This window comes from Lysobacter sp. Soil_N_23 (assembly GCF_057656135.1).
Genome location: NZ_JBDGKY010000001.1, coordinates 396,697 through 420,048, shown reverse-complemented (window position 1 = coordinate 420,048; position 23,352 = coordinate 396,697). Strand labels below are relative to the sequence as shown.

Here is a 23,352-nt window from a genome sequence, read left to right as displayed (position 1 = left end):
AAGAACACGTGCCCGCCTGCATGAAGGCGGCGGCAGTTCGACTCGCCCGACTCGCGCCGCCACCTCCCATTGCAGATCAGACCACCTATGCGCCCCATGCGTCCCGTACGTCCGTCCCGAGCGGAGCTTGCCCGCGTTCGGAGCACCCTCCCGATCACACGCTCCGACCTGCGACTGGCGATCGTGCTCGTCCTGGCCAGCATGTCCGGCGCGGCGCTTTCCGCGCCGCAGGACGCGGTCAACAGCGAGTCGGCCGGAGCGACATTGCGTGCCGACGACGCCGTCGAACTGGACAAGGTGGAGGTGGTCGGCGACCGGCCGACCGACTATCGCCCCGCGCCTTCGACCACCAGCACCGGCCTGACGCTGACCTCGCGCCAGACGCCGCAATCGGTAACCGTGGTGACGCAGCAGCGCATCGAAGACGAAGGCATGCAGACGGTGATCGACGTCGTCAATCGCACGACGGGCATTTCGGTCAACCAGTACGAAACCCATCGCGCAGGCTTCACCGCGCGCGGCTTCGACATCAACAACCTGCAGATTGACGGCACTCCGAGCACCTGGGATGCCGCGTGGAGCTCGGGCGAGGTGCAGACCAGCCTGGCGATATTCGACCGCGTCGAAGTCGTGCGCGGCGCCACTGGCCTGGTGACCGGCGCGGGCGATCCCTCGGCGGCAATCAACCTGGTGCGCAAGCGCGCCGACAGCAAGGAGCTGGCCGCAACGGTCGAACTCGGCTACGGCCGCTGGGACCAGCTGCACATGCTCGGCGACGTTTCCGCGGCGTTCAACGATTCGGGCTCGGTCCGCGCACGCGTCGTCGGCGAGTACACCCAGGGCGACAGCTGGACCCGCTTCAGCAATGACCAGTCGTCGACCCTGTTCGGCATGGTCGAGTTCGACCTGTCGCCTGCCACCCTGCTCAGCGTTGGCGTCAGCCGCCAGGAAACCGATCCGCGCGCGCCCATGTGGGGCGGCCTGCCGTACTGGTACAGCGACACTGGTCGCGTGATCCCGTGGGACCGCTCGGCCACCACGGCACCGAAGTGGGCGCGCTGGAACACCGAGTACACCAATGCCTACGCCAAGCTCGAGCACCGCTTCGACAACGACTGGCGCGTGCGCGTCAACGTCAGCCACGGCGAGCGCGAGGCCGACTCGTACCTGCTCTATCTGTCCGGCCCGCTCAACGAAGACGGCTCCGGTCTGTTCAGCTTCCCGGGCTCGTACTTGACCCACACCACGCAGAAGGACATCGACCTGCACGTCGAAGGTCCCTTCACGCTGGCTGGCCGCACGCACGAGGTCGCCTTCGGCGCCCTCTACTCCGACAACGATTTCCGCTCCGACAGTCGCGACGCAGCGATGCCCTGGGCGGATGTCGGCAACTTCCACCAATGGGATGGCAACTATCCGGAGCCCGTGTGGAGCGCGCCCTACCTGTACGAGACCAGCAAGACGCGGCAGGACGGTCTCTACGCCGTCGCCCGCTTCTCGATCAGCGATCCGCTGGCCGTGATCACCGGTGCGCGTCTGTCTGACTACAAGAAGACCGGTTCGGGCCTGTACGCCGCCCCGTACAAGGTGGAAGTCGACAACGAAGTGACGCCCTATGCGGGCATCGTCTACGACTTCAGCCAGGACTGGTCGGCCTACGCGAGCTACACCGACATCTTCCAGCCGCAGGATGCGAAGGACATCGAGGGCCAGCTGCTCGATCCCATCGTCGGCCGCAGCGCCGAGGTCGGCATGAAGGCCGAACTGCTCGATGGCCGACTGTATGCATCGGCGGCTGTGTTCCGCATCGAACAGGACAACCTGGCCCAGGAGGCCGGCACGATCGATCGCGGCAACGGCCCGGAGGTGTACTACCGCGCGGCCGAAGGCGCGACCAGCCGCGGCTTCGAGTTCGAAGTCGCCGGCGAGCTCGCCACCGGCTGGAACGCCAGCGTCGGGTACAGCCAGTTCAAGGCCACCGATGCCAACGATGTCGACTTCAACACGATCTATCCGCGCAAGCTGCTGCGCCTGTTCACCACCTATCGCCTGCCCGGCGCCTGGCGCGCGCTCACCATCGGCGGCGGCACGAGCTGGGAAAGCAGCACCTACACCATCGACCCGGCGGCGCCGGCGGGCAGCAGCGGACGGATCGAACAGGACTCTGTCGCCCTGGTGAACCTGATGGTGCGCTACGAGTTCACGCCCAAGCTGTCGGCGCAGCTGAACATCGACAACGCGCTGGATGAGACCACCTTCGGCATGTTCGCCGCCTACAACGCGATCACCTACGGTCCGCCGCGCAGCATCCAGGCGACCTTGCGCTACCGGTTCTGAGCGGGCAACGACGCCATGCCCGGATCCACGGCCAGCGCTGCAACCGGCAGGGCCTCCCTTGGGCGACTCGTCGCCCGGGTGGGGGCGTCCGTGCTCGGCGGTTACGCCTTCGTCTGGGGCCTGATTGCCGTGGGCATCAGCTCGCTGTTTGCAGCAGGCATGGAGTTCCACGACGCGGAGTTCCTGGCCAACGCCGCGGGTCTGCTCGCCTATCTGGTGGTGTTCCTATGGACCTTCACGGCGCGCCGCGTGGCGCTGGCCTGGCTGGTCCTGGTCGGTGGCGGCGCACTCATGGCGGCCACTGCGTCGCTGCTGAAAGCGGCGCTCGTCTGAAAAGGTGACCGGCATGATGCAGAGCTTCCGCCAAACGATGGCCTGGGTGCATACCTGGTTCGGCCTGTTGCTGGGCTTCGTGCTGATGGCGGCGTTCTTCTTCGGCGCGCTGTCGGTGTTTGATCGCGAGATCGATCGCTGGACCATCCCGGAGACGCGCTTCCAACCGCAGCCCATGCCGTCGTTCGATCGCGTGCTGCGGCCCGCCTTCGAACGGATGCGGCCCGCGCCGGAGGCGATCGAGCAGATGCGCCCGCGCGTGGACGGGGCGATGCCCGAGCGCTTCGATACGGTCGTCAGCTGGAGTGCCTACACCACGCACCGTGATCCGGTACTGGCGTTGTATGCGGGCTACGAGGTGCCCAACGCCAGGGATCCCGAGGAAGCGATCTGGGCCTACGGCACCATCGATCCACGCGACGGCACGCCCCTGCCTGACGACCGGCTCAAGATCGGCAGTGGCTTCTTCTACCCGATGCACTACAGCCTCAACCTGCACTGGAAAGATCTGGGCTACTGGATCGTCGGCTTTGCCGCGCTGATGATGCTGGCCGCGCTGGTCACCGGCGTGGTGATGCACCGCAAGCTGTTCCGTGAGTTCTTCACCTTTCGTCCCGGCAAGGGTCGGCTGCGCAGCGTGCTGGACCTGCACAACCTCACCGGCGTGGTGGCGCTGCCGTTCCACTTCTTCTTCGCGTTCACCGGACTGGTGATATTCGCGGCCATCTACTTTCCGGTCACGCAGACCCAGTTGCATGCACTGCACGACCTGCACGAACAAATGGAGGCACGAGAGACCGGCCTGCCGCATGATCGCGCCGGCGTCCCCGCGCAGTTGGCGTCGGTGGACACGATGGTCGCGCAAGCGCAGCGGCGCTGGGCCGCGCGTGGCATGGCCGGCGACGTCGGTTTCCTCGTGCTGCAGCATGTGGGCGATGCCAATGGCTACGTCAGCGTCTACCGCGCCGGAACCGATCGCATTGCGCTGACCGGCCAGGGCATCCATTTCAAGGCGGCCACCGGCGAACTGCTGCGCGAGGACCCGCCGGCAACGCCAGTGGGTCGCATCAGTGAGTTCCTCAGCGGGTTGCACCTGCAGCATTTCCGCCATTGGCTGCTACGCTGGCTGTACGTCGTGGGTGGACTGGCCGGCTGCGTGTGCATCGCTACGGGATTCGTGTTCTTCGTCGAGAAGCGCAAGCGCCAGCATGCCCGCCAGGGCAGCCAGGGTGCGCGCGTGGTCGATGCCCTGGCGGTTACCACCGTCACCGGCATGATCGTGGCGGCGCTGGGCATCCTGGTCGCCAACCGTCTGCTGCCGGAAGATCTGTCAGCGCGCGGCGACTGGGAGCGGTGTGCGTTCTGGGGCACCTGGATGCTGGCGCTGCTGCATGCCGGATGGCGCAGCGCGCCGGTTGCGCACGGACTCGCCAACCCCGCCTGGTGCGAGCAGTGCTTGGCGATCAGCGCGCTGGCAATGGCCGCATTGCTGCTGAACTGGGTCACCACCGGCGATCACCTGGTGCGGACGATTGCCGCCGGCTACTGGCCGGTGGCCGGTGTCGATTTGTTCCTGCTCGCAAGTGCTGCCGTCGCAACCCTGGCCGCACGCACGCTCAAACGGCGCGCGTTGTTGCCGGCCGGGACGCCGACGGTGGCAATGGAAACCACGCATGCCTGAGTCCACGTTAGCGGCCTGTTTGCTGCTGTCGGCGTTCGTTGCCAGCGTCGCCGGCATGGGCTGGCTGGCGCTGTCGATGCAGGTGCATGCGCAACAGGTATGGGGCCGTGCATTGCCTGCCACGACCATCCGACTGCTGCAGGCGCTGGGGACATCTGCGCTCGCAACGGCGCTGGGGCTGTGCCTGCAGGTGGACCATGCCTCCATGGCGGCACTGGTTTGGGTGATGACACTGACGACTGCTTCGATGCTCGTCGCCTTCATCCTGGCCTGGCGCGCAAGTTGGTTGAGAGTGCTTGCGCCATCGCTGCGCCCACGCAGCACGACGAGCCGCCAACAGCGCTGACTGCTGCGCCCACGCTGGCCGGCTTGCATGCCGATGGGGTGTAGGATGGTCCTCAAGCACGCGCAATAACCCGCGCGTCTGCTCTGCCGCTCGGCGCCCGCCCGCCTCGCTCCCATTCATGTGAGTCCGCCTGCCTCCACCGCGAGGCCGGGAGCGCCAGTGCCAGGCTATACCACCCGGAATCAGATCGTCCCCATCGGCGGCCACGATTACCGTCTGCGCGTCCTCAGCGACAAACAGCAGTTCTCCGATCCCGACGGCCACGGCGAGCGGCTGGGCATCTCGTCCGCGCAATGGAGCCTGTTCGGCCAGATATGGCCGGCCGGACGCCTGCTTGCGCAGGCCATGCACCGCTTCGAGGTCGCCGACAAGCGCGTGCTGGAACTGGGCTGCGGCATCGGACTGGCCAGCCTGGTGCTGCAATGGCGTGGCGCCAACGTGGTTGCATCCGACATGCATCCGCTGGCCGAGTCCTTCCTGGCCTACAACGCCGCGCTCAACGCACTGCCGGCGCTGCACTATCGTCATCTGCGCTGGGACGTACCGCTGCCGACACTGGGGCACTTCGACCTGATCATCGCCAGCGACGTGCTGTACGAACTCGATCACGCCCTGCTGCTCGCCAGCGTGGTCGAACGGCATGCGTTGCCGACGGCCGAAGTGGTCGTGACCGATCCCGGCCGTGGCCACAGCACGCGCTTCACTCGCCTTCTGGCGGCGCAGGGATTCGCGCTGATCGAAGAGCGCTGCCCGATGGACGACGAGGATCTGCCGCCGTTCCGGGGCCGGTTGCTGCATTACTCGCGCACGATGCCGGCGCCGCTCGCGGATCGTCTATCCGGCTAATCCGTAGTCTTCCATACTTCATTCGAATGTCGTCCCGAGCGCAGCGAGGGACCTGTTGTATCGCCGCGGAAAACAGATCCATCGCTGCGCACGGGATGACAAAGCAAGACTTGCCCAACTGCGCGCGCGATCACCAGACCAGGTCGTCCGGCACCTGGAACTGCGCGTAATACGCATCGTCCTCGGAGGTTGCGGCGGACGGCCCGGTGCCCACTTCCTGGCCGTGATCGAGCACGATCATGCCGGCGTCGCGTTCGCGCACTTTTTCGGCGGCCTCGCGCGGCAACAGTTCGTAGCGATCGTCCAGGCGGGCGATCACCAGTGCGCCGCTGGACAGCTTCTTGCGCAGGTCCGCGTTCAGCAGCAGCGTGCGGATGGCGCCGTCCACGGTGAAGCGGTACTCACTCTCGCCCGAGCGCGGGACCTTCCTGTCCTCGACGATCTGTCGCGCCTGCGCGCGAAGTTCGGCGATGCGCAGCTGGGCCTTGCGCTCTGCCGCCAGTGCGCGGTCGCGCTCGGCCTTCTCGGCCCGCGCGCGCTCGGCTTCCAGCTGGATCTCGCCGGGGCCGGACGGTCCCTTGGCATGGCGGGCCTTGTTCTGCTCGCGCGCAACCTCGGCCACCTTGGACTTCTTGACCAGGCCCGCCTTGAGCAGCTGTTCCTGAAGGGGATTCGCCTTCGCCATGTCGCAGTTTCGTACTTGGGGATTTCCGGCCCATCATACCCTCCGATCCCGCAGCTCCAGCCCCGTGCCGATGGAACCGTTGAAGTACCTCGCCGGCTACCCGCAACACCTGCAGGAGCGGGTGCGCGAGCTGATCGAGCAGGACCGGCTGGGCGCGATGCTGGCCGACAAGTACGGCCAGGCCCACGCCGTGCGCAGCGACGGACAGCTGTACGACTACGTCCAGGCGCTCAAGGACCGGCATATGCGAAAGGCGGTGCCGCTGGGCAAGGTGATCTACGACAGCAAGCTGCAGGTGATGAAGCATGCGCTCGGCACCCATACCGCGATCTCCAGGGTGCATGGCGGCAGGCTCAAGGCCAGTCGCGAGATCCGCATCGCCACGGTGTTCCGCGATGCACCCGCCGAGTTCCTGAAGATGATCGCCGTGCATGAACTTGCACATATGAAGGAGGCCGACCACAACAAGGCCTTCTACCAGTTGTGCACGCACATGGAGCCGGACTACCACCAGCTGGAGTTCGATCTACGGCTGTTCCTGACGCATCTTGATGTCGGGAAGAAGTAATCCGTGTTGCGAGCGTGTGTCGAGCCCGCGAAGTAGTGCGATCTTCGTCACGGTTGGTCAGGCCGGCATTCGTCGCCTTCCGAGAATAAGTCTCGGCTGCCTACCGATGTACTCAATCATTGGGTACAACGTGCGCAGGAATTCGCACGATCAGGGGGCTCGGAAATGGAGCGTCGATTCAAACGGGTAACGCTTTCGCTTCTCTGGAGCGGCTGCCTCATCGCCGGGTTGATCAAACTGTTGGCGACCTAGCCGGGAACCAGCTGCGATCAGCGCGCTGGTTGTCATGCTTCCAGCGAATACAGCTTCAACTGTTCGGCATCCGCACCCAGTTGCACCATCTCGCGAAAGCTCAACCCGATCCGCTCAAGCACCTTGATCGAGGCGTCGTTGCCGGGCGACACGATCGCCAGCAACTGTGGCATTGCCAGCGTGCGCAGCGCGTGGTCGCGCACGGCCGTGCAGGCCTCCACCGCATAGCCACGCCCCCAGTGACGGGGGAGGAATGCGTAGCCGATGTCGGCGGCCGGCAGCGTGTCGCGTCGGATCAGGCCGCAGGTGCCGACCGGAATGCCTGAGTCTTTCAGTTCCACCAGCAACAGGCCGTAGCCATTGCGCGTGTAGCTGTCGCCGGGGCCGGTGCGGATGTAGTTCAGCGCGCTGGCCAGGTCGCTGACGCCGCGGTCGCCGATGTTGTCCAGGAACGACGGATCGGTCAGCAGCTCGAGGATGAAAGGCGCGTCGAGCTCGTCTAGCTCGCGCAGGCTGAGCCGTTGCGTCTGCAGGATCACCGCCATGCGTACCTACTTCTCCTTGCGCCAGTTCAACGACGCGCGGTTCTCCAGCGTGCTCGATTCGATCTGCACGTCGAAGCCCTTGCGCAACAGGTATTTCAGCATCACCACCTGGCCGGTGCCGAGCAGCGACACGCCGTAGCCGACATACAGGCGCGGGGAAATGTTCTTGCCGATGCCCAGCACGCTGCCGCCGAGCGCGCGGCTGTCGCTGACGCCGGCTTCGTCGAGGCCGAGCTTGGCGCCCAGCTGCGAGGCGATCAGGCTGCCGCCGGCCGACAGTGCGGCGCTGGCCGCGTTGAGCTGCTTGCTTTCGTCGGTGCTGGCACTGGCCAGCGGGCGGCCGAGGGTCAGGTAGGCCAGCGCCTCGGACTGCGAACTGGCCGGATCCGACCAGACCTGCGCGGTCGGCGCGCTGGCGCGGCCGCGGATGTCGACGCCGGCCGTGACATCGCCGACGACGCGCTCGGCGCGGATGTTGAGGATCGGGTCGGAGACCGGGCCATTGGACCAGGACAACTCGCCGCGGGTGATGTCGAGCTTCTGTCCGTAGGCCTTGTACTGACCCTGCACCGTCAGCTGGCCGCTGGCGGTCATCTCGCGGCCGGGATGCGAGCGCACGCGCATCTTGCCGCCAAGGCTGCCGTCGAGGCCGAAGCCGTTGAGGCGCACGTCGTCGCCCAGCGCCAGGGTCAGGTCGAGTTCCAGCGGCGTGTCGCCGGTGTCCTCGGGGTCCTCGGGGTCGAGCACGACGACGTCCGGAGAAGCCGACACGCCCTGGTCGAGTCGCTCCAGGTCGATCTTGGCCGACGGCACGGTCACCGTGCCGGTGACCTGCAGCGGTTGCCCGGCGGCGTAGCGCACCTGGATGTCGGGACTGGCCACGGCATGCAGGTCGCGCGTGTCCGACACCAGCACGTTGTCCCCGCGCAGGGTCAGCGTCAGCGGCGCGTCCATGTTCTGCCAGTTGAGCGAACCGTCGACGTTGAGGATGCCTTCGCCCGAACGCACCTGGCCATCGATGCGCGCGCTGCCGTCGGGCAGGGCGTCGAGACGGACATCGCCGTCCTCCAGCACGATCGCCAGCGACGGCAGCTCGGTGGTGAACTGCGACAGCCGCGCCTGGCCGCCGAGCTGCGGACGCGCGCGCGTGCCGGCCAGGGTGATGCGGGCATCGAGCCGGCCCTTGGGCTCGACGATGTCCGGCGAGAACAGCTCCATCCACACCAGCTCGTCGGTGTTGACCGACACCTCGCCGGCGATCGGCGCGAAGTCGTCCCAGCCGGTGGTGATGCGCGCGTCGACGTGGCCACCGCTGTTGAACGCCGTGCTCAGCTCGGCATTGATGCGCTTTGGATCGAAGGTCGCATTGAGGACGAGGTTGTCGTAGCTGAGCATCTCGCGTCGCGCGCGCTCGCTGTTCTTGAGGCCACCGCCGGCGGAGCGCAGGTTGAACTGCCCACGCCAGGCATTGCCGACCGGCTGCAACTGACCCTCGAGCGAGATCTCGCCGCGCAGCAGCCACGGGCGACGCTCCTCGCGTTCGGGCAGGTAGGGCACCAGCAGGCTCAGCGGAATGGCCTGGCCGCGCACGTCGAGGCCACGCCGCGGCCAGTCGGCGCTGGCGCACAGCGAACCGCCGCCGCTGGAGGCGAAGCAGCTGTTGCTCAACGCACCGTTGCCGCCGTCCCAGCGGAAGCGCGCGGCCTGCTGCAGGCGCCACGATGCGCCCTTCGCCGGCGCCAACTGGAAGGTGGCCAGTGCGCCTTCCCACGTCGTACCGCGCTTGCTGGCATTGCCCGACAACTCGAGCGTGCCGATGTCACCGCGCGCCTGCGCCTGCAGCTGCAGGGCCTCGACGGCGCCGCGCGCATCGACCGTCAGCGATGACAAGGGCAGGCCGACCTCGAGCCCGCTGGCGCGCACGGCGATCGCACCGTTGCCGCGCTGCCACGGCAGCCGGCCCTTGGCGCTGAACGATTCGGCACGGTAGTCGCCGTACTTGAGGCCGCTGCCGGTGAGGTCGGCGACCACGTCCGGCGCCGTACGCGGACCGCTGAGCGCGAGCGTTCCGCGCAACGTGCCGGTGCCATCGGGCAGCAGGTCGCTGAGCACCAGCGGCGAGAACTTCGCGTCAACGTCGAGGTTGCTGGCGACCTTGCCCTTGGCATCGATGCGGCTGCCACCGAGCGAAAGCGCGACATCGCCTTCGTAGGCGGTCTCGCCGCCGGCCGTGCCGGCGCCGTGCATGGCGAAGCGGCCCTGTCCCTTCAGCGGCCGGTTGCGCAGGCGACCGCCCAGGCCGGTCGCGTCGGCAGCGACCTCGAGCCCGCCGTCGTCGCGCGTGCCGCCCTTGGTCGCCAGCTGGCCGTTGATCGAGCCCTTCCAGTCCGGTGCGAAATAGCCAGGGTCGAAGCCGGCGAGACGGGCATTGATGTCCCAACCCAGCGCCGGCGCCCAGGCCACGCTGCCACTGCCATCGAGGCTGCCGCTGGGCATGGTCACCTTGAGCGTCTTGAGCAGCATGCGTTCGTCGTTGCCGCGGCCGTCGAACTGCACCAGCGCCTTCTCGCCATCGCGACTGAGCGTTGCGTTGCCGATCGCCGCCCAGGCCTTGAGCGTGCCGGCGAAGCCGAGGTCGGCATCGGCACCGATCATCGGTGATGCTTCCGCCGCGCCACCGGCGGTTTGCGTGGTGCCCTTTTCGCCGCCCCATTTCAGCCCGCGTGCGTTCACCGCGAAGCGGAAGCTGGCGTTCTCCGGATCCTTGAAATCGGCGTGACCGCGCAGGGTCGCGGTGCCGTCGAACACGCGCAGCGCGAGCGGTTGCACGTCGAGCACCTGGTTCTCCAGGCGCACCTTCGACGGCAGCACGGTGGCGACCAGGTCGCCCTGGCGGAACTCGCCGCGCAGATTGGCGTTGCCGCCGACGCCGTCGGCGCTGAAGCTGCCGAACAACAGCTGGTCGTCGTCGCGCTTGTCGGCGGCAGCGACCAGGCCCAGGTCGAGGCCTTCGGCGTCCACGACCACATTCCAGCGCGGATCGTCCTTGCCGCGCAGCACCAGGCTCGCATGCAGCGGCGCGGGCACGTGGCCGGCGATGGCGACGTTCATGCGCGACAGGTCGCCATGCGCGACCAGGCCGATGCGTGCCGGTGTGCGCCCATCGGCGGCAGCGAGCAGGCCGCTTGCGGTCAGGTTGGTACGGTAGTCCTCGCGCGGAACGTAGTCGCCGTTGAGGTTGAAGCGACCGTAGCTGCTGTCCAGGTACAGGCGTTCGACGTGCAACCTGCCCTGTTGTGCATCCAGGCCCGTGCGCAGGGTGCGGATGTCGATCAGCTTCTCGCCTTCCTGCGTGACCAGGAAACGGTCGACGCGCACGTCGTCGGCCTGCAGTTCCAGCGGTGGCGCGATCTCCGGCAGCACCTCCGGCCAGCGTGGCAGCTCGAACGGCTCGTCGCTCTTGGGCAGGTCCAGATGCGCATTGGCGATCTGCAGTGCATCCAGGCGCAGGCGCTTGCGGATCAACGGCCGGATCGCCGGATCCACGTGCACGCGGTCGGCAGTGAAGACGATGCGGTCATAGCTGAAGCGCACGCCGTTCATCGTCAGCGGGCCCGACAACGGACCGTCGATCGAGCGCCACGACAGCGCTGCGTTCTCCGGTAGCCGCGAAACGATCTGCGCCAGCAACAGGTCGCGACCGCCGATCGTGGTCAGCAGCCAGTAGACGAAGGCGGCCAGCAGCAGCGTCAGCACGCCGGCGAGCAGGCTCGCGCGGATCGCCAGCCAGCGAAGGCGGGCGCGGCGGCGCTTGCGCAGTTCGGCGATGCGCTCCTCGTGCGGGTCGGGGGGCGTCTGGTTGGGACCCTGCGGTGTCTGCTCGCTCATGACCACCTCACCAGTCTGCGCCGATGTTGAGGTAGATCTCGTAATCCGAGTCCGGGTCCTTCAGGCCGTGCGCGATGTCGAACCGCACCGGCCCCACCGGCGACTTCCAGCGTGCGCCGAAACCGACGCCGGTGTGGATGTCGGGCGTGTCGTCGAAGGCGTCGCCGGCATCGACGAAGCCGGCCGCGCCCCAGGTGTCGTTGAAGTAATGCTCGAACTCGACCGAGCCGGTGAGCACGTTCTTGGCGCCCAGCGCGTACTTCTTGCCGTCGCTGCCGATGGTCGACGGGCCGACTTCGCGGAAGGCGTAACCGCGGATGCTGCGGTCGCCACCGGCGAAGAAGCGCAGGCTCGGAGGCATGTCGACCAGCGCATTGGTGAACGTGCCGCCGGCTTCGGCCCGCACGATCAGGCGATTGTTCGCGCCCATGCCGTGGTACCAGCGGCCCACGCCCCAGGTCTGCAGGAAGTTGGCATCGGAACCGACGCCCTCCAGGCCGCCGCGCACTTCCACGGTCAGGCCGATCGCCTTGCGCGGGAAGATGCGGTCGTCGGCATCGATGTAGTCCGCGCGCAGCGACGGATACAGGAACGTGGCGTTGCGGTACTGCACCGGCGTGGTCTCGTCGCCGTCGTCGTCGGAGACGTAGGCCCAGCGTTCGCGCAGCGCATGGATCGAGGCCACGGCATTGAGGCGACGGCTGATCTGGCCGCTGCGGCTGGCGACCAGCTCGACCTTGCGCGTGTCGATGTAATCGCTCTGCTCGTCGTAGTACTGGGCACTGAAGGTGTACCAGCCGTCGAGCCAGGCGAAGGCGGGAATGCGGTACTGCACCGTCGCGGTCTTGCGCTCCTCCGCCCAGTCGATCTGGCCCAGCGCCTTGTGGCCGCGATCGTTGACGTAACGGCGTTCCATCCCCAGGCGTACACCGGCGCCGGTATCGGTGCCGTAGCTGACACCGGCGGTGTAGACGGTGCGCTTGGCCGGCGTCAGGGTCACGGCCACCGGCACTTCGTTGTCGACGGCCTGGTCCGGGTCGGGCTCGATCTCGATGGAGGAGAAGTAGTCCAGCCGCGCCAGCGACTCGCGGAAGCGGTCGAGCTTGCCCTGGTGGTAGTAGCTGCCCTGTTCCCAGTACACCAGTTTGTCGAGCAGGCTGTTGCGGATGATGGGCTGCGGCGTCTGCACGAAGGTGATCGGGCCCATGTCGTAGCGGCCGCCGCTGGTCCAGACCAGGTCGATGTCGGCAGCGTGCTGCGCGCGCGTGACTTCGACCCTGCGCGAGGTGAAATCGGCGTCGAAGTAGCCGCGCTCGGCCAGGCGCCGGGTGATCTTGGTCTTGCTGGCTTCGTACAGCGCGTGGTCGAAGATGTCGCCGGTCTGCGGCCTGAATGCCGACAGGTCCTGCTTCAGGTATCGGTCGTCGCTGCCCTCGCCGATGATGGCGATGTCGGCGCGGCGAACGCGCACCGGCTCCTCGAGCGTCACGTTGACGATCACCTTGGTGTCGTCGCCGCTGCCTTCGCGCGTGACTTCGATCTTCGGCGAGTAGTAGCCGAACGGCTCCAGGGCCTCGCGCGTCTCGTCATCGGCCTCGCGGACCAGATAGCCCAGGCGGCGCCCGGACAGGTCCTTGCCGATCGCCTGCACCAGCGACAAGGCGCCCCGCACGTTCAGCGTTTCCACTTCGTCCAGGCCACGGATATCGACAGCCGTGACCTTCGCCGCCTGGGCGGTCCCGGCTGCGGCGATCGTCAACACGGCGGTGGCCAGCAGGCGGGCGAGCCAGTAAGGGGGGCGCATCGATGCAGGATAACCGGGCTTCATCCGTCAGCCAGTGAACAATCCGTGAGGCGGCCGCGGCGCTGCGGCCGCGGCTTGCGTTACATCGACAGGTGCTCGATTGCGGCCACGCTGCCCAGCCGCTCGGAAAGGCGCTTGAGCAGGGCGAGGCGGTTGTTGCGGATGCGCGCGTCGTCGACGTTCACCATCACGCCGTCGAAGAACGCATCGACCTGCGGGCGCAGCCGCGCCAGGCGACCGAGCACGGCCACGTAGTCGCGCCCGTCGAGCAGCGGATCGGTATCGGCCACGGCGCTGTCGACCGCTTCGCCGAGTTCGCGCTCGGCCGGCTCGACGAACAGGGTCGGGTCGATCGCGTCGGGCACTTCGCCCTCGACCTTGCGCAGGATGTTGCGGATGCGCTTGTTGGCCGCGGCCAGCGCCTCGGCCTCGGGCAGCTTGGCGAATTCGCCGATGGCGTTGAGGCGGCGGTCGAAGTCCGGCAGCGAATCGTGGGCGACGTTCTCGACCGCGTCGAACTGCGTGCCCGCCACGCCGCGGTCGGCGTAGTAACCGCGCAGGCGGTCGTAGATGAAGCTGGTGATGTCGTGGCTGGTGATGTCATTGCCAGCGGGGTCCTTCCCCGAGACCGGCTGCAGCGACAACGCGCGCTCGACCAGGTCGTGCAGCACCACGTCGTGGCCACCTTCCAGCAGCGTTCGCGCCAGGCCCAGCGCATTGCGCCGCAGCGCGAACGGATCCTTGTTGCCGGTCGGCTTGAGGCCCGCGGCGAAACCGCCGGCCAGCGTGTCCAGGCGCTCGGCGATGGCGAGTACCTGGCCCAGCGGGCTGGGCGCGATCGCATCGCCGGCGAAGCGCGGCATGTAGGCCTCGTCGAGGGCATGGGCGACTTCCAGCGGATGGTTCTCGACCGCGGCGTAGTAACGGCCGGCGATGCCCTGCAGTTCCGGGAACTCGCCGACCAGGCGCGACTGCAGGTCGGCCTTGGCCAGCAGCGCGGCCTCGCGTGCCTGCTGCGGGTTCACGTCGACCTGCGCACCGACCTGCGCGGCCACCATCTCGGCCAGCGTCGCCACACGCTCGACCTTGTCGGCGATGGAGCCGAGCTTGTCCTGGTACTTGACCGTCTTCAGGCCGTCGTTCATCGCCGACAGGCCCTGCTTCATGTCCTCGACGAAGAAGAACTTGGCGTCGGAGAAGCGCGGACGGATCACGCGCTCGTAGCCCTTGCGGACCTCGCTCTCGTCGCGCGACTCGATGTTGGCGATGCCGATGAAGTGCTCGCTGAGCTTGCCTTCGGCGTCCAGCACCGGGAAGAACTTCTGGTTGGTTTCCATGGTGGCGATCAGCGCTTCGGGCGGCACCGCCAGGAACTGCCGCTCGAAACTGCACGACACCGCCTTGGGCCACTCGGTGAGGCCGTTGACCTCTTCGAGGATGCCGCTGTCGATGCGCGCGCTGCCACCGGCCGCGGTCGCGACGGCGTTGACTTCCAGCACGATGCGTTCGCGACGCTCGTCCGGATCGACCAGCACCTTGGCGCCACGCAGGAACTCGACATAGTCGCCCGGCGTGCTGAACCACACCGGCTTGTCGTGCATGAAGCGATGGCCGCGGCTCATGCGGTCGCTGCGCACGCCGAAGATCTGCACATCGACTACTTCCTTGCCGTGCAGCACCACCAGCCAGTGCACCGGGCGGGCGAACCCATAGTCGTGGTCGCCCCAGCGCATCGGCTTGGGGATCGGCATGGCCGCTATTGCCTCCCGCAGGATTTCCGGCAACAGCTCGCTGGTGCGCGCACCGGTCTTGACGGCGCGGTGGACAAAGCGCTCGCCCTTGCCGTCGCTGGTCTTCTCCAGCGCGGTCCAGTCGATGCCGGCCTTGGCGGCGAAGCCCTGCAGGGCCTTGGTCGGCTGGCCGTCGGCGTCGAGGGCGATGTTGAGGTACGGGCCGAGCACTTCGGACTTCTGTTCCGGTTGTTCGTCGGCGACGCCGGGCAGCAGCACGGCCAGTCGGCGCGGCGTGTACAGCGGCTTGGATTCGCCACGGGCGAAGGCGACGCCGCGCTTGCGCAGGCCGTCGATGACGCCGTCGAAGAAGGCCTGGGCCAGGCCGGGCAGCGCCTTGACGGGAAGTTCTTCGGTACCCAGTTCGATCAGCAGCGGTTTCATGGTTGGTCTTGGTCCGTTAGCCCGTGGCGGGGGCGGGCTGGGATGCTTGGTGCAAAGCGGGAACGGGGAACGGGGAACGGGGAACGATCGCTGCATCGAGTCTGGTCGTCATCGCCTTTCGTTATGGGCGACGACCTCGCACCGGAAGACGATGCGCGCGACGAACGTCATCCGACCGTTCCCTGTTCCCCGTTCCCTGTTCCCGCTTCTGCAACGACCTTGCGCAACACCGGGAAGCCAAGCTTCTCGCGCTGCGCGTAATACGCCTCGGCCACGCCCTGGGCGATGCGGCGCACGCGCAGGATGTAGCGCTGGCGCTCGGTCACGCTGATCGCGCGGCGCGCATCGAGCAGGTTGAAACTGTGGCTGGCCTTGCAGACCTGGTCGTAGGCCGGCAGCGGCAGGCCCAGTTCGATCAGCTTGAGCGCTTCGGCCTCGCAGGCGTCGAAACGATGGAACAGTTCGGCGACGTCGGCGTGCTCGAAGTTGTAGGCGCTCTGCTCGACTTCGTTCTGGTGGTAGACGTCGCCATAGGTCACCGGCGTGCCGTCCGGTCCATGAGTCCAGACCAGGTCGAAGACGTTGTCGACGTTCTGCAGGTACATGCACAGGCGCTCGAGACCGTAGGTGATCTCGCCCAGCACCGGACGGCATTCCATGCCGCCGGCCTGCTGGAAATAAGTGAACTGCGTCACTTCCATGCCGTTGAGCCAGACCTCCCAGCCCAGGCCCCAGGCGCCGAGGGTCGGCGATTCCCAGTTGTCCTCGACCAGGCGCAGGTCATGCACCAGCGGGTCCACGCCGAGCGCCTTGAGCGAGTCGAAGTACAGCTCGACGATGTTGTCGGGGCTGGGCTTCATCGCCACCTGGTACTGGTAGTAGCGCTGCAGGCGGTTGGGGTTCTCGCCGTAGCGGCCGTCGGTGGGGCGGCGGCAGGGCTGCACGTAGGCCGCATTCCACGGCTCCGGGCCGAGCGAGCGCAGGAACGTGGCCGGGTGGAACGTGCCTGCGCCGACCTCCAGGTCGAGCGGCTGGATCAGCACGCAGCCCTGGTCCGCCCAGAAGGCGTTCAGTCGCTGGATGAGTTCCTGGAAGGTAGGTGCGGCCATGGTTCCCGATTGGCGTGCTGCAAAGCGCGCTAGTATAGCCGCGGGCCTTGATGCCGCTGGTTTTTTGCCCTTCCGGCCTGCGCCAGTCGCTTGCCGCCGGGAGTCGTTCCACCCTTGCCTGTGTTGTCTGCACCGTGACCCATCGCCACAAGCGACCCTTCCTGATCGTCGAAACCGGCCAGCCAGTCGTCTCGATGCGCCGCCATCGCGGCTTTCCCCATTGGATCCGCGTCGCCGCCGGCCTGGAGGCCGACGAGGCGGTGGTGGTCAATGTCGAAGGCGGCCAGGTGCTGCCGGGCCGCGAAGGATTCGCCGGTACGATCATCACCGGCTCGGCGGCGATGGTGACCGAGCGCCGCGACTGGAGCGAGCGCAGTGCGCAGTGGTTGCGCGACGCCGCACAGGCGGGCATGCCGCTGTTCGGCATCTGCTACGGCCACCAGTTGCTGGCGCACGCGCTCGGCGGCGAAGTCGGCGACAACCCGGCCGGACGCGAGATGGGCACGATCGGCCTGGAACTGCACCCGCACGCCGAACACGACCCGCTGTTCACCGGCCTGCCGGCGCAGTTCGCCGCGCAGGCCACGCACCTGCAGACCGTGCTGCGCGCGCCCGAAGGCGCGACGGTGCTGGCGCGCTCGCAGCAGGACGACTGCCACGCCTTCCGCTGGGGCGAGCGCACCTGGGGCGTGCAGTTCCATCCCGAATTCAGCGCCACCCACATGCGCGGCTATGTCCAGGCCCGGCAGGACGCGCTCCAGCGCGAAGGCCGCTGCGCCAAGGCGATGGCGCGCGATGTCAGCGCGACGCCGCATGCGCGGCGCGTGCTGCGCCGGTTCGTCCGCCACGCGCGCAACCTGCACGATCATTGAGCCTGCGGTCGGCGACCGCGGCACCGATACAACCACGACTTCAAAGAATGGAAACAGCGATGACGCAGATTCGCAAAGTGCCGGTGCGCCAGGGTTTGGCCTGGTTCGTTCAGGCGATCAACGTCGGCCGGCGCAGTCCGCGGGCGATATTCGGCGCCGCCTTGTTGTTCATCTGCACGCTGTACGGAGTCGGCCTGATCCTGGTGGTGCCGGTGGCGATGCTGGCCCGTTCCGGGCAGCCGGACATGGGGCAGATCATTCCCGCGATCGCAGCGGTCTTCGTCGGCATGGTGTTCCTGCTGCCCATCCTGCTCGGCGGCATGATGCATGTCGTGCGTGAGGCGGAAGCCGGGCGACCGGTCCGCGCGCGCGACCTGTTCGCGCCGATCCGCCAGAAGAAGGCCGGCGCGCTGGCGCTGATGGGCCTGATCCAGATCGTGCTGGCGATCGCCGGCGGTGCCCTGGTCGGCGTGCTCGCCGGCAGCGACTACTGGAGCAACTACATGGCCGCCGTGCGCGGCGCGATGAGCGGCTCGGTCCCGGTCATGCCGCAGCCCGATCACCCGGGCCTGCTGATGGCCGCGCAGCTGCTGTTCAACTACTTCAGCTACGCGATCATGCTGTTCTCGGTGCCGTTGATCCTGTTCGCCGGCGCCAACCTGTCGGCGGCGGTCAAGGACAGCCTGCGCGCATCGGTCTCCAATGTCGGCGCCAACGCGTTGGCCGCGCTGTTGTTCATCTGCAGCGTTGCCCTGAGCGCGGTGGTGCTGGTGCTGGTGTCGGCGATGCTGTCGCTGATCGGCGGCCTGATCGGCGCGGTGCTGGTGCTGATGGTGTACATCGCCTATGGCGCCGCGGTGTTGGTGGTCCTGGTCGCCGGCAGCTTCTACGCATGGCGCGACACGTTCGGCGACGAAACCGCCGTTGCGGTGCCGCCGAGCCTGGACAGCATCGAAGTCTGAGCTCGATCTCGGCCTTCTTGGCACCGGCGACGAAAAAGCCCCGCGGAAGCGGGGCTTTTTCTTGTACATCCGGTGGCGACGCGGGGCCCCGGGTGCGCTTGGCTTGCCCAGGCTACGGGGTGGCGTCGCTCTCTGCCTTCTGCGGCACCAGCCAGCGCGCGGCGACGATCCCGACCTCGTACAGCAGGCACATCGGGATCGCCAGCATCAGCTGCGAGACCACGTCGGGCGGGGTGATGATCGCGGCGATCACGAACACGCCGACCACCGCATAGCCGCGCGAGTCCTTCAGCTGCTGCGGCGTGACCCAGCCCAGCAGCACCAGGATCACCAGCGCCACCGGCAGCTCGAAGCTGGCGCCGAAGGCGAGGAAGATCACCAGGACGAAATCGAGGTACTTGCCGATGTCGGGCATCATCGCCACGACATCTGGGGTGAACCTGGCGAGGAAGCCGAACACCGACGGCAGCACCAGGAAGAAGGCGAACGCGCAGCCGATGTAGAACAGCGCCACCGCCGACACCAGCAGCGGCACCGCAAGGCGCTTCTCGCGGTGGTACAGGCCCGGCGCGACGAAGGCCCAGGCCTGGTACAGCAGCCACGGCACCGATATCAGCAGCGCGGCGAAGAAGGCCAGCTTGATCGGCACGAAGAAACCGCCGGCCGGGTCGTTGGCGACCAGTTGCCCGCTCGCCGGCAGGTTCGCCAGCAGCGGCGCCGCCAGCAGACCGTAGATGTCCGCCGAGAACGGCATCAGCACCAGGAACACCGCGAGCAGGCCGACCACCGCCCGCAGCAGGCGCGCGCGCAGCTCGATCAGGTGGTCGATCAGGCGCGGCTCGGCGCCGGCGTCACTGTCGTGATCCGTACCGGTTGTGGCGTGCGAAGGGTCGCGATTCATCGGCGCTCGACCGCGTCGTCCGCGGCCGGGGAGGGGTCATGCGGCTCGTGGCCGGGGTGGGTCCTGGTCGCGGACGGATCGGCAGCCGGCGCGCTGTCGGTGCTGATGCTCTCGGCGGCGCTGCTGTCGCCAGCCGGCGCACGCAGTTCGGCGTCGATCTCGTCGACGCCGCGACGCAGGGCATCGCCCTCGCGCTGGATGCGGTTGCGGGCCTCGTCCAGGCCGGACTTGAGCTCGTCGTGGGCTTCGCGCAGCGTCTGCTCGGTGTCGCGCAGGTTGCGCTTGAGCTCCTCGGCGGCCAGCTCGTGCTCGAGTTCGGACTTCACCGAGTACCACTGCGCGCGGGCGCGCCGCACCCACAGGCCGGCGAAGCGCGCCGCCTTGGGCAGGCGCTCCGGCCCCAGCACCAGCAGGGCGACGATCGCGATGACGAACAGCTCGGAAAAGCCGATATCGAACATGGCCGGCTACCGACGCAGGTCAGGGCACGCCGCGTCAGCGCGGCGTGCGGTCGTCTTGCTTGTTGGCCGTGTCGCTGGACTGCTGCCCGGCGTCGCGCGAATCGTCGCGCAGCTGCGCGGCGGGCTTGTCGTCCTCGTCGCGCATGCCCTTCTTGAAGCCCTTCACGGCCTCGCCAAGGTCCTTGCCGACGTTGCCCAGGCGCTTGGTGCCAAACACCAGCACCACGATCACCAGCACGATCAGCCAGTGCCAAAGACTCAAACCGCCCATGAGTATGTCCGCAGGAAATGGATGCTCAGGATACTCCAGGGTGGTCAGTTGCGGCGTTATCCAGCAGAGCGACGGCGGGAACGGGGAACAGGGAATGGGGAGGCGGGCGCCATGATTGCTTGTTCATGTCGGCCGGAGGCCGGCGCCCAGCACATCCGCAACTTCGTTGCGCCCCCCGATTTCCCGCTTCCGCTTCCTGCATCAGGGCAGCGGTTCGGCCTTGACCGGGCTTTCGACGGTTTCGAACTGGCTCGGCTTGGCCTGCGCAGGACCCGCCTGCGGCGCCTGGACCGGCGCAGTGGTGGCTGCCGGAGCCGCTGCCGCCGGCGTGGCCGGGCGCGCTGCCGGTGCAGGCGCGGTGCCGCGGGCGCGCGCGTCGGCGCTGGCATTGCTGCGTGCGGTACGCGCGATCGAGCTGGCTTCCTCGAGGCGATCGCGGAAGTCGACCACGGCCGTCGACGGCTGGCCGTGGGCACGGCCCTCGAAGATCATGCGCGGCGTGGTGTCGTTGCCATAGACCGATTCGTTGGCGGCATCGTCGATCGACAGTACGGCGCCGTCGAGGGCAATGCCGGCGAACAGGCCGCGCGCGCGCGACCACGACCAGATCTCGGCCTTGAGCTGGCCATCGGTGGCGGTGGAGGCGTTGCGGCCGACCGGGCCGGCGGCGACGCCGGCGTCGGCGCCGAGGGTGACCTTGCCGTTGACGATCGAATCCAGGCCGCGGTCGCTGCGGAACACCAGCACGATGTCGGCCGACTGCACGCCGGCCTGGAAGCCGATGCTGCCGCCGGTGAGCTTGACGAAGCTGGGGTTGGACCAGGTGCCGTCGGGGTTCTTCACCGACAGCAGTCCGTGGCCGCGGCGACCGCCCAGGACCAGGCCGATCTTGAGCGAATCGGGCACGACGACAATGCCACGAGCCTCGTCGAGCAGCTTGTCGGGAATGCCGGACTCGGGAATCTGCTGGATCTGCGTGAGCACGCGGACCGCGTCGACGGCGCGCTGATCCTCGGTCGGACCCGCCACCGCGGTCACGGCAAGACTGAGGCTGAGCACGAGGACGGCGAGGCGCGGCAGGCGGCGTGACGGCAGACGGGGGGACATGGCGGACTCCAGGGGATGTGGACTCGACCGCCAACAGGGCAGTCGCTTCAGGCTAGTTATATGGCGATGAATCCTCACCGAATCAGCGCGAAAGTAAAAGCGACCCAAACGACTCGGCGTCGCATAAGCTGAAAGATCCCACGGCAGATCGGCGACGGGTTCGCTGCCAGGGGATCGGCAACCTCGTGGCCAGCTGTCATCCTATGCGGATGCAAGCCCCCGCCAGCATCGCCGTCGGCGACGACGTGCCTCCCGCAGCCACCTCCGATATGGCGCCCGACACGGCGCCCAAAACGGCACTGGTCCTGGTCAACCTGGGCACGCCCGATGCCGCGACACCCGCGGCGGTGCGCCGCTACCTGGCCGAATTCCTTTCCGATCGCCGCGTCGTCGCCCTGTCGCGCGCGCTCTGGCTGCCCCTGCTGCACCTGGTGATCCTGCCGCTGCGTTCAAAGCCGGTGGCCAGGAAGTACGCCAGCATCTGGGTGCCCGGCGAGGATGGCGGCTCGCCGCTGGCGGTGTACACCCGCCGCCTGGCGAGGGTCGTGCAGGACGAACTGCCGCGCCTGCGCGTGATCGATGCGATGCGCTATGGCACGCCGTCGCTCGCCGCACGCCTGCGCCAGCTGCGCGGCGAGGGCGTGCGGCGCGTGCTGGTGCTGCCGCTGTACCCGCAGTATTCGACCACCACCACTGCATCCGTGGCCGACGTGCTGGCGGCTGCCGGCGACGGCCTGCAGACGCGGATGATCGACGACTACCACCTCGACCCGGGCTGGGTCGACACGGTGGCCGCTTCGATCCGCGACCACCGCGCCGCCAACGGCAGCGGCGAGCAACTGCTGTTCTCGTTCCACGGGCTGCCGCAGCGGCTGGTCGATGCCGGTGACCCGTACGCCAGCCAGTGCCAGGCCAGTGCGCGCGCGATCGCGCAGCGCCTGGGCCTGGCCGACGACGCGTGGACGCTGAGCTATCAGTCGCGCTTCGGCCGCGACCGCTGGCTCGAGCCGAGCACCCAGGGCACGTTGCGCGCGCTGGCCGCACGCGGCGTGCGCAATGTCGACGTGGTCGCGCCCGGGTTCCCGGTCGACTGCATCGAAACGCTGGAAGAAGTGGCGATGATGCTGGGCGGGGATTTCGCCGGGCAGTTCGCCGATGGCGGCGGCAGGTTGCGCTACATCCCGTGCCTCAATGACCGTCGCGACCACGCCCGCGTGCTGGCCGCCATCGCAAGCAATCGCCTCGAGGCCTGGCACTGATGCCTGTACACCCCATGCAGGAATTCGTACTCGACACGCCGCTGGGTCGCATCACCGGTCTGCGCGGAGGTCAACCCGGCGCGCCGCGCGTGCTGGCCCTGCACGGCTGGCTCGACAATGCCGCCAGCTTCATGCCGCTGGCTGAGCACCTGCAGGGCATCGACCTGGTCGCTCCGGACCTTCCCGGCCACGGCGCCAGCGCGCACCTGCCGCCGGGCGCGGACTATTCGTTCGCCGCGGCGGTGAATGCCGTGCTCGACGTCGCCGACGCGCTCGGCTGGGATCGCTTCGCGCTGCTCGGCCACTCGATGGGCGCCGGTATTTCCAGCCTGGTCGCCGCCGCCTGCCCGCAGCGGGTGGAGCGACTGGTGGCGATCGAGGCGCTGGGTGCATTGGCCGAAGTGCCCGAGCGCACCGTCTCGCGCCTGCGCGATGCGGTCGCGGCGATGCGCGCGCTGCCGGGCAAGTCGTTGCGCGTGTTTCCCGATCCGATGGTCGCGGTGCGCGCGCGCATGGCTGCCGGCGCCCAGGTCGGCAGCCGGCTGAGCGAATCGGCGGCGAAGATGCTGGTCGAGCGCGGCGTGGTGCCGGTCGAGGGCGGTTTCGTCTGGTCCAGCGATCCCCGCCTGACCCTGCCGTCGATGCAGCGCCTGACCGAGTTGCAGGTCCGCGACCTGGTTGCCGGCATCGAGTGCCCGACGCGGGTGATCTTCGCCAGCCCGGCGCAGCCCTATCTCCCCGAAGAACTGCGGCGCGAGCGCGCCGGGTTGCTGCCGCGTGGCGAGTTGATCGTGCTTGAGGGTGGACACCACCTGCACATGGAAGATCCGGCGCGGGTGGCAGCGGCGATCGGAGATTTCCTGACGGTATTGCGCGACGGCTGAGCGGCCCGTACCTTCTCCGACCTGTCACCGTCGTCCCCCCTCATCGTCGTCCCGGCGAACGCCGGGA

20 protein-coding genes are annotated in these 23,352 nt (G+C 68.0%); 10 read left to right on the top strand and 10 right to left on the bottom strand.

Going from position 1 to position 23,352, the window contains the following annotated elements; all coding sequences use genetic code 11:
• Nucleotides 1-183: 183 nt before the first annotated feature.
• The 5 genes from AC3A3X_RS01800 to AC3A3X_RS01780 all read left to right on the top strand — a co-directional run bounded on the left by AC3A3X_RS01800 (nt 184) and on the right by AC3A3X_RS01780 (nt 5,543).
• Nucleotides 184-2,337, top strand: coding sequence for a TonB-dependent siderophore receptor (locus tag AC3A3X_RS01800; protein WP_487581330.1), 2,154 nt, complete (start codon nt 184-186; stop codon nt 2,335-2,337).
• 90 nt (nt 2,338-2,427) lie between these two features.
• The gene (locus AC3A3X_RS01795; RefSeq protein WP_487581329.1) at nt 2,428-2,670 is read left to right on the top strand and encodes an iron uptake protein; all 243 of its coding nucleotides are present in this window, start codon (nt 2,428-2,430) and stop codon (nt 2,668-2,670) included.
• A 13-nt stretch (nt 2,671-2,683) separates the two neighbouring features.
• Nucleotides 2,684-4,351, top strand: a complete 1,668-nt coding sequence (locus AC3A3X_RS01790; protein ID WP_487581328.1) for a PepSY-associated TM helix domain-containing protein — start codon at nt 2,684-2,686, stop codon at nt 4,349-4,351.
• Complete coding sequence (locus AC3A3X_RS01785) at nt 4,344-4,697, top strand: DUF3325 domain-containing protein (protein ID WP_487581327.1); 354 nt, start codon at nt 4,344-4,346, stop codon at nt 4,695-4,697. Before AC3A3X_RS01790 ends, AC3A3X_RS01785 begins: the two co-directional genes overlap by 8 nt.
• 159 nt (nt 4,698-4,856) lie before the next feature.
• Nucleotides 4,857-5,543: a class I SAM-dependent methyltransferase gene (locus tag AC3A3X_RS01780; RefSeq protein WP_487581326.1), complete on the top strand. Its 687-nt coding sequence runs from the start codon at nt 4,857-4,859 to the stop codon at nt 5,541-5,543.
• Between the two features lie 130 nt (nt 5,544-5,673).
• Here the strand turns inward: AC3A3X_RS01780 and AC3A3X_RS01775 are convergent, their stop codons facing one another.
• Nucleotides 5,674-6,228, bottom strand: coding sequence for a DUF2058 domain-containing protein (locus tag AC3A3X_RS01775; protein WP_487581325.1), 555 nt, complete (start codon nt 6,226-6,228; stop codon nt 5,674-5,676).
• A 70-nt stretch (nt 6,229-6,298) separates the two neighbouring features.
• Between AC3A3X_RS01775 and AC3A3X_RS01770 the strand changes: the two genes are divergently transcribed.
• Nucleotides 6,299-6,796 (top strand): M48 metallopeptidase family protein, encoded by a 498-nt coding sequence (locus AC3A3X_RS01770; RefSeq protein ID WP_487581324.1) that lies wholly within the window; start codon nt 6,299-6,301, stop codon nt 6,794-6,796.
• Nucleotides 6,797-7,080: 284 nt separating this feature from the next.
• On the opposite strand, the gene AC3A3X_RS01765 is transcribed toward AC3A3X_RS01770, so the two are convergent.
• The 5 genes from AC3A3X_RS01765 to glyQ form a co-directional block, all read right to left on the bottom strand.
• Entirely contained in the window at nt 7,081-7,593 is a 513-nt protein-coding gene (locus tag AC3A3X_RS01765) for a GNAT family N-acetyltransferase (RefSeq protein ID WP_487581323.1), read from the bottom strand.
• A 6-nt stretch (nt 7,594-7,599) separates the two neighbouring features.
• Nucleotides 7,600-11,481 (bottom strand): translocation/assembly module TamB domain-containing protein, encoded by a 3,882-nt coding sequence (locus AC3A3X_RS01760; protein ID WP_487581322.1) that lies wholly within the window; start codon nt 11,479-11,481, stop codon nt 7,600-7,602.
• Nucleotides 11,482-11,488: 7 nt separating this feature from the next.
• Nucleotides 11,489-13,285: an autotransporter assembly complex protein TamA gene (locus tag AC3A3X_RS01755; protein ID WP_487581321.1), complete on the bottom strand. Its 1,797-nt coding sequence runs from the start codon at nt 13,283-13,285 to the stop codon at nt 11,489-11,491.
• Nucleotides 13,286-13,365: 80 nt separating this feature from the next.
• Nucleotides 13,366-15,459 (bottom strand): glycine--tRNA ligase subunit beta, encoded by a 2,094-nt coding sequence (gene glyS, locus AC3A3X_RS01750; RefSeq protein WP_487581320.1) that lies wholly within the window; start codon nt 15,457-15,459, stop codon nt 13,366-13,368.
• A 167-nt stretch (nt 15,460-15,626) separates the two neighbouring features.
• Nucleotides 15,627-16,568: a glycine--tRNA ligase subunit alpha gene (gene glyQ, locus AC3A3X_RS01745; protein ID WP_487581319.1), complete on the bottom strand. Its 942-nt coding sequence runs from the start codon at nt 16,566-16,568 to the stop codon at nt 15,627-15,629.
• Nucleotides 16,569-16,702: 134 nt separating this feature from the next.
• On the opposite strand from glyQ, the gene AC3A3X_RS01740 reads away from it, so the two are divergent.
• Nucleotides 16,703-17,440: a glutamine amidotransferase gene (locus AC3A3X_RS01740; protein WP_487581318.1), complete on the top strand. Its 738-nt coding sequence runs from the start codon at nt 16,703-16,705 to the stop codon at nt 17,438-17,440.
• 59 nt (nt 17,441-17,499) lie between these two features.
• Complete coding sequence (locus AC3A3X_RS01735) at nt 17,500-18,402, top strand: hypothetical protein (RefSeq protein WP_487581317.1); 903 nt, start codon at nt 17,500-17,502, stop codon at nt 18,400-18,402.
• Nucleotides 18,403-18,514: 112 nt separating this feature from the next.
• Here the strand turns inward: AC3A3X_RS01735 and tatC are convergent, their stop codons facing one another.
• From tatC to AC3A3X_RS01715, 4 genes are all read right to left on the bottom strand, one after another.
• Entirely contained in the window at nt 18,515-19,303 is a 789-nt protein-coding gene (tatC, locus tag AC3A3X_RS01730; RefSeq protein ID WP_487581316.1) for a twin-arginine translocase subunit TatC, read from the bottom strand.
• Nucleotides 19,300-19,764, bottom strand: a complete 465-nt coding sequence (gene tatB / locus AC3A3X_RS01725) for a Sec-independent protein translocase protein TatB (protein WP_487581315.1) — start codon at nt 19,762-19,764, stop codon at nt 19,300-19,302. The genes tatC and tatB overlap by 4 nt, the downstream gene beginning before the upstream one ends.
• A 34-nt stretch (nt 19,765-19,798) precedes the next feature.
• Nucleotides 19,799-20,035, bottom strand: a complete 237-nt coding sequence (gene tatA / locus AC3A3X_RS01720) for a Sec-independent protein translocase subunit TatA (RefSeq protein ID WP_386703161.1) — start codon at nt 20,033-20,035, stop codon at nt 19,799-19,801.
• Nucleotides 20,036-20,236: 201 nt separating this feature from the next.
• Nucleotides 20,237-21,115, bottom strand: coding sequence for a lipid-binding SYLF domain-containing protein (locus AC3A3X_RS01715; protein ID WP_487581363.1), 879 nt, complete (start codon nt 21,113-21,115; stop codon nt 20,237-20,239).
• A 296-nt stretch (nt 21,116-21,411) separates the two neighbouring features.
• Here AC3A3X_RS01715 and hemH point away from each other — a divergent pair, with 296 nt between their 5' ends.
• Nucleotides 21,412-22,401: a ferrochelatase gene (hemH, locus tag AC3A3X_RS01710; RefSeq protein ID WP_487581362.1), complete on the top strand. Its 990-nt coding sequence runs from the start codon at nt 21,412-21,414 to the stop codon at nt 22,399-22,401.
• Nucleotides 22,402-22,415: 14 nt separating this feature from the next.
• Nucleotides 22,416-23,285 (top strand): alpha/beta fold hydrolase, encoded by an 870-nt coding sequence (locus AC3A3X_RS01705; RefSeq protein ID WP_487581361.1) that lies wholly within the window; start codon nt 22,416-22,418, stop codon nt 23,283-23,285.
• The last annotated feature ends 67 nt before the right edge of the window (nt 23,286-23,352 follow it).